The sequence below is a fragment of the Desulfosporosinus sp. OT genome (assembly GCF_000224515.1).
Taxonomy (GTDB): Bacteria; Bacillota; Desulfitobacteriia; order Desulfitobacteriales; family Desulfitobacteriaceae; genus Desulfosporosinus.
In genome coordinates, this window is sequence record NZ_AGAF01000262.1 from 1 (window position 1) to 4,667 (window position 4,667).

The 4,667-nt window shown below is 43.5% G+C and carries 6 protein-coding genes and 1 pseudogene; 1 reads left to right on the top strand and 6 read right to left on the bottom strand.

Going from position 1 to position 4,667, the window contains the following annotated elements:
* On the bottom strand, nt 1–522 hold a 522-nt coding region (locus DOT_RS25125), incomplete at its 3' end, for a sigma-70 family RNA polymerase sigma factor (RefSeq protein ID WP_009624409.1).
* Nucleotides 523–771: 249 nt separating this feature from the next.
* On the opposite strand from DOT_RS25125, the gene DOT_RS25130 reads away from it, so the two are divergent.
* A complete protein-coding gene (locus DOT_RS25130) occupies nt 772–999 on the top strand; it encodes a hypothetical protein (RefSeq protein WP_009624410.1) in 228 nt (75 codons plus the stop codon).
* 286 nt (nt 1,000–1,285) lie between these two features.
* On the opposite strand, the gene yaaA is transcribed toward DOT_RS25130, so the two are convergent.
* The 5 genes and pseudogenes from yaaA to DOT_RS30025 all read right to left on the bottom strand — a co-directional run.
* Nucleotides 1,286–1,630: a peroxide stress protein YaaA gene (gene yaaA / locus DOT_RS25135; RefSeq protein WP_009624411.1), complete on the bottom strand. Its 345-nt coding sequence runs from the start codon at nt 1,628–1,630 to the stop codon at nt 1,286–1,288.
* 137 nt (nt 1,631–1,767) lie between these two features.
* Nucleotides 1,768–1,875, bottom strand: a pseudogene (locus DOT_RS29175) (methyl-accepting chemotaxis protein); the annotation flags it as partial.
* Nucleotides 1,876–2,035: 160 nt separating this feature from the next.
* The gene (locus DOT_RS25140; RefSeq protein WP_009624412.1) at nt 2,036–2,782 is read right to left on the bottom strand and encodes a hypothetical protein; all 747 of its coding nucleotides are present in this window, start codon (nt 2,780–2,782) and stop codon (nt 2,036–2,038) included.
* A gap of 141 nt (nt 2,783–2,923) precedes the next feature.
* Nucleotides 2,924–4,087 carry a hypothetical protein gene (locus DOT_RS25145; RefSeq protein WP_207637077.1) on the bottom strand — a complete coding sequence of 388 codons (1,164 nt, stop codon included), beginning with the start codon at nt 4,085–4,087 and terminating at the stop codon, nt 2,924–2,926.
* Nucleotides 4,084–4,667, bottom strand: a 584-nt coding sequence (locus tag DOT_RS30025; RefSeq protein ID WP_139024305.1) for a HAMP domain-containing sensor histidine kinase, incomplete at its 5' end; no start/stop codon positions are given. The genes DOT_RS30025 and DOT_RS25145, both read right to left, overlap by 4 nt.

Here is a 4,667-nt window from a genome sequence, read left to right on the forward strand (position 1 = left end):
GATTATCTTTCTGCCGCGTAAAAGCCTGTTGTCAACCGCCGAGCGGCTTAGCCCTAAGGACTGCATAATGTCGCTAATTTTCTCGTTGCAAAAATACCTGCGAATAAATAGTTCCTTATCCGTCTCATTAAAGCTATTGATAGTGTCCAGCAGCTTTTTTTGCGTTTCCCGGTCAATGATCTTTTTTTCAACGGTATTAGGTTCCTCGGGCATATAATCATCAATATTTTCGACACGATTTTTTTTAAGTTTGCGCAGATAAGTAAGGGCTTTATATTTTGTTAGAATTAAAATCCAGGTTTTAAAATTGCTCCGTTCGTTGTCAAATTCGTTGATTTTTTGCCAGACCTCTAAGAAAACATCGGCTACGCACTCTTCTATGTCTTCTTTGCTATTGCCAATGTTTAAAATGTTATAGGTTAAATAATAAACCGGCTTAGTATACTCTTTGATTAAGAATCCATAAGCGTTTAAATTTCGCTTTTTAATTTCAGATATGAGCTCACTCTCTGAAAAGACCATTTTTTCATCTCCTTCCATAGACTACTACGTTATCTAACTGCTATTTCTCTTAAAAGTCTTGATAAAAAATGCACAGGATTTAGTTAAAGTATACTATTTAATAATTGTAGCAGATTCCTCGTCTGTAAATTTTTTGTATATTTTTATAAATATACCTATTAAAAAATTCTCTCCCCTACGTAATATATAATAGAACCACAGGTCACCGCTGACCTGTGGAGTATACAAAAAATACGAGGGAGTGAATTTATGAAAAAAATTTTTTTAACGGTACTAAGTATAGTCATGCTATCTCAAGTAATAATGGTTCCTGTTGCGTTTGCTAAAACAGGGGGAAACCAAGATCAAATCAGACTCCATGATCAGACAAAAGATCAAATTAGGGATCAGAAGCAGGATGGAAGCTGCCAGGTATCAGCTGATCTATTAAGACTTCAGATCAAAGATCAGCTGCATGACGGAAGCTGCAAATTATAAATATAGCCGTCATAATCAATAACTAAAACCTCATTTAAATCTATCACCCTAAAAACAATAGGTTTCTCCAACGACAAAGTACAAATCCATTTCAAAATGTGAGCAGCACTTATAATACACGAGAAGGAGCGAGATAATAACTGCGCTCCTTCTCGTGTATTGTCTTAAAGACTAATACAATTTTGTAAACTCCGCCCATTTATGTTCATGAATTTTGCTCGGTGCGTTTTGCAACCAATACGATAGTATTGTTAGGCGACAGCTTATATTTATAAACAAAACCAAGTCAATTAAATTCTTTGATTTTATCTAAATCTTCAACAGCGTTTTCAGCCATGAAACGCACCATTTCACCGCGAGCCATTTTTACATAAACTCCTTTTTCGATAAGTTTACCGCCGATCAACTCACCGAATTTGCAGGTAACATAATCAACGTTGGCACTCAGGTATTTATCTACGGTTTTGCTGTACTCAGCCGAAGCAAGATTCAAAATCGTAGTTTCATTCTGGGTTAAGTCCCGGTAAATATCATCTTTCCAATAGTCATACTCGGCGAAACTTTGTTTGGCAAATCTGCCTCTTCCATCACGGACTACTTGGTTTCCTCTGATTCCTTTGACTCGGTACACTGTTCATCCCTTCTTCTCAAATCCTTGAAGAAAAAAGCAGATACCGTGATTGAATCCATTGAAGGATACCAGATGTCTCAGGAACAAAACGGCTCCTTTAAGACCATCATAGCGTAAGGTCAGCCATTTTTGTGATGGTTTACCGCTAGTTTGGAGTCTTCCGCCAGCTTTCTTATTTCATCTGCCACTACGGCAAATCCTTTTCCGGCTTCTCCTGCTTTTGACTGCTCAATCGCCGATCTTAATTACGATGCCCACCCGCCCTTCGACATGCGTCAATGCCAGGAGGAATTCCCCATTTTCCAGGAAACATGCACAGTCATGTTGCCCTCCTTTTAGAAATACAAAACTCCCGTCCTTCAGTTTTCCGAAGGACGGGAGTATATCCCCAGTTACACCCTCTCTTTACTTCATAGGCTCTAGGCTTATCCCCTGAGTACTGAATATTGATCCATCATCGCTGACCTTCCGGTATTCATAAGAATACGTATATAAAAGTTTCGCTGCCCCGTTTTGCGCTACGGAGATGTCCCCTTTAACCGGCAGGCCGCTGCTTGGGTCCAGATAAACATTTTCGGTATAGGCCGTCCCCTCTTTACCCGGCATGAAGGATATGTCGGTCCGAGACAATTTATTCAGTTCTTTGCCCTCCGCTGTTTGGATCCGGCCTTCATCCTGCCAGCCGGCTGCTCTTGTTCCTTCTTGATATGTGCTGATGTAATCCTGCTTCGTACCCTTAATAGCGTGCGCCATATTATATTTGGAGGACTTAATTTCATAACCGGTCAGATTCCCCTGATCATCACTTGTGACTTTAATGTAGTGGCTTCCATTTTCTAAAGTGTAGGCACCGGCAACGAATTTCAATTCACCCGTTCCCTTGTCCGGCTCGGAATAGCTCACTTTTTCCGCCTGGGTGGCCGGATCGGCCCAAGTTTCATCCACAGCGGCGACGCTGCCGTCGGGGTTCATAAGCGTTTTTTTGGCATATTCGATATTTCCTGGCTGAAGGCTGCCTGCGCTGGTTGTTACCGGACTCTTTACCGCCACCGGAAGGATACTTGCTGTCGCCAAGGCAGGGGTTGCGGCAGCTGCCATGGTAATGGCAAGCGCACCTGCCGCGATAACTGGGATGATTGATTTTTTCTTCATGGTAAGATCTCTCCTTTTTAATCCTTAAATTTTTGACATGATGTACATCACGCTTTAAGTATAACCGGGAGATATTTCCTACCTGAGGGAAGTTGTTGCCGAATTGTTAACATTGCTTTGCGAATTCGATCAAAACAGTTTTTACCTGAGATTCTTGAACAATATTCTTCCCAAAATGGTGCTGCCCTCACCGTTTTGCAGGTAATACAGAACCTGGCTGTCTTTGGTCCAGATTAGATTTTGGATTAACTGAGAATCCTGAAAGACGATTTGATCGTCAGTGAGCTGCTGATTGTTTAAAGAAGCCACATGGATGGCTTGGATAGCAGTACCGCTGCTGATGGTTGCTTCTGTATAAGCTATTTTTCTGCCATCGGGGGATGCACTGATTTCTCCGATCTTATGCCCGCTTCCCATGTCAAGCAATTGCGTCATAGCCTTGCTTGAGGCATTATAAGCATAGAGGCCGTCCCGCTCTTGGACGCTCCCCACATAGGCAAGTGCCTGAGGGGCAAGGGGAGATGACGCCGCCAGAAAACCGGTGACCCTGTTCGTCTTGACGGTTTTCTTGGTTAAATTAATCAGAATAATATCCGAACTACCCTGGCTGTTGTTTCCCGTCACACCTACTGTTTCTCCATCCGCCAGCACATTTAAACTAAGAAAATATTGCTCCGGCTTCCGGATATACTGGGAAATTGCACAGATATCCTCCCTTTGGCCTGTTGTGATGTCGTAAACAAAGAGATAATCATCCAGCCCCACAAACTTGCGGCCGGCCGGGAGCCAGGCGGCAGCTGTAAGGTTGTGAAGCACCCCGATATTCCTTTGACTGGCCAGATCATAAATATAGACTGTTGTTAAAGCATCTGTTTTTTCATACAAGGACGTCAAAACTGTCTTACCGTCGGGGGCTACCTGAATTGTGCCTTTGGCGGTTTGCTTTTTTTGTCCCAGGTCACCGGTTATAGCACCTTGGTTTAAATTATAAATCCCTGTCTGCAGTGAAAACATCTTGTCCTGGGGATTCAAGTACATCAAGGCGACGGTGTTGATATCAAAAAGATCATAGGTCAGCACAGTGTAAGGCAGGGTAAACTTGACAATTCTATCCACGGCAAAAGGACTGTCCCCTTCCTTGGACTCCTCACCGGCAAAAAGAGATTTTTCAAGCACCATCACAGCTGAATCCCTGCTCAGGTACGAATACAGATTGTTTACGCCCAGAAGCCCGCAAGTAAACAGGCCCAGAACGATTAAGAAGACCAAAATAGTTTGGTACGGTTTATCCTTAAAATTGCTCATTCGTTCCATGCTGCGCCGCCGACCCCTCCTGTAAAGCGCAGAATTACTTCCGTCCCGCAGCCGGGCCGGCTTTTGATTTCTACGCTGCCATTATGCTTTTCTATGATTTCTTTGACGATTGTCAGGCCCAGACCGGCGCTGCCGGATTCCCGGGAGGCTTTGGGATCAACCCGGAAGAAGGGATCAAATACCCTTTGCCTCAATTCTTCCGGAATGCCGGGCCCCTGATCCTGAATGCTGACCCAAATAAGCTCTTGCTGCCGGCCGGCCCTGATTTCGATGACTGAATTGACATGGCCGTATTTGATTGCATTATCCAAAAGGTTAATCAGCACCTCTTTCAATCTGTCCCGGTCTCCCCTAAGCCGGAGCTCTTCTTCGGCGGAGCAGTGGATGGAGATGTTGTACTTTTTAGCTTTAATCATCATCTCGTCGCCGGTTTCCCGAATCAGCTCACTCAGATTGAGATCAGTGAAAGTATAGCTGAATTTATTGGAAGACGTCTTGGCCAGTTCCAGTAATTCTATAACCAGGTGATTTAAGCGGTCACTCTCATTAATAATACAACGCAGGCCTTTAT